This window comes from Candidatus Igneacidithiobacillus taiwanensis, from assembly GCF_031962545.1.
In the GTDB taxonomy this organism is placed as follows: domain Bacteria; phylum Pseudomonadota; class Gammaproteobacteria; order Acidithiobacillales; family Acidithiobacillaceae; genus Igneacidithiobacillus; species Igneacidithiobacillus taiwanensis.
The window spans coordinates 1-513 of sequence record NZ_JAVRKK010000233.1; the positions used below are offsets into that span (position 1 = coordinate 1).

Below are 513 nucleotides of genomic sequence, written 5' to 3' on the forward strand. Positions count from 1 at the left end.
TTGGGGGCATTGGTCGGGAGTAGTCCGCAAGCCAACAAGCCTTGGCGGACGGCGCAGCAGTAGAGCCAAGCCACGTGGACCCCGGCAATGTAGGGATCGGTAAAGTGGGAATCGCGACGCACCGGATTGACGCAGGCAACGGCGCCCGGGGGCGGGCCGGCATCGGGAACGCCGTGGTGGTCAGTGACGATAACGATGAATCCTGCCGCTTGCAGCCGCGCAATTCGATCGTGATCGGTGCTGCCCTGGTCGGCGGTGATCAGCAGGGCCGGGCGCGGGGCTTCGGCAAGGATGCGCTCGGTGAGATTTTCCGAAACCCCATAGCCGTCGCGCAGACGATGCCCGATGTAGCTGTGCAGACGCTCCTCCGGCACCCCGAAGTGATCGCGGAAGGCGATCTTGAGGACGGCATGGGCGGATGCCCCATCGGCATCGAAGTCGGAAATGAGCAGGATGGGCAAGCCTCGCCGTAGGGCAGCAATGGTCGCCTCTACGGCTTTTTCAATATCCGGC

Annotated in this window: 1 protein-coding gene; it reads right to left on the bottom strand. The window is 63.9% G+C overall.

The features are described 5' to 3' along the window. A partial coding sequence (locus tag RTI30_RS14150) for a DHH family phosphoesterase (RefSeq protein WP_312284141.1) occupies positions 1 to 513 on the bottom strand: 513 nt, incomplete at both ends.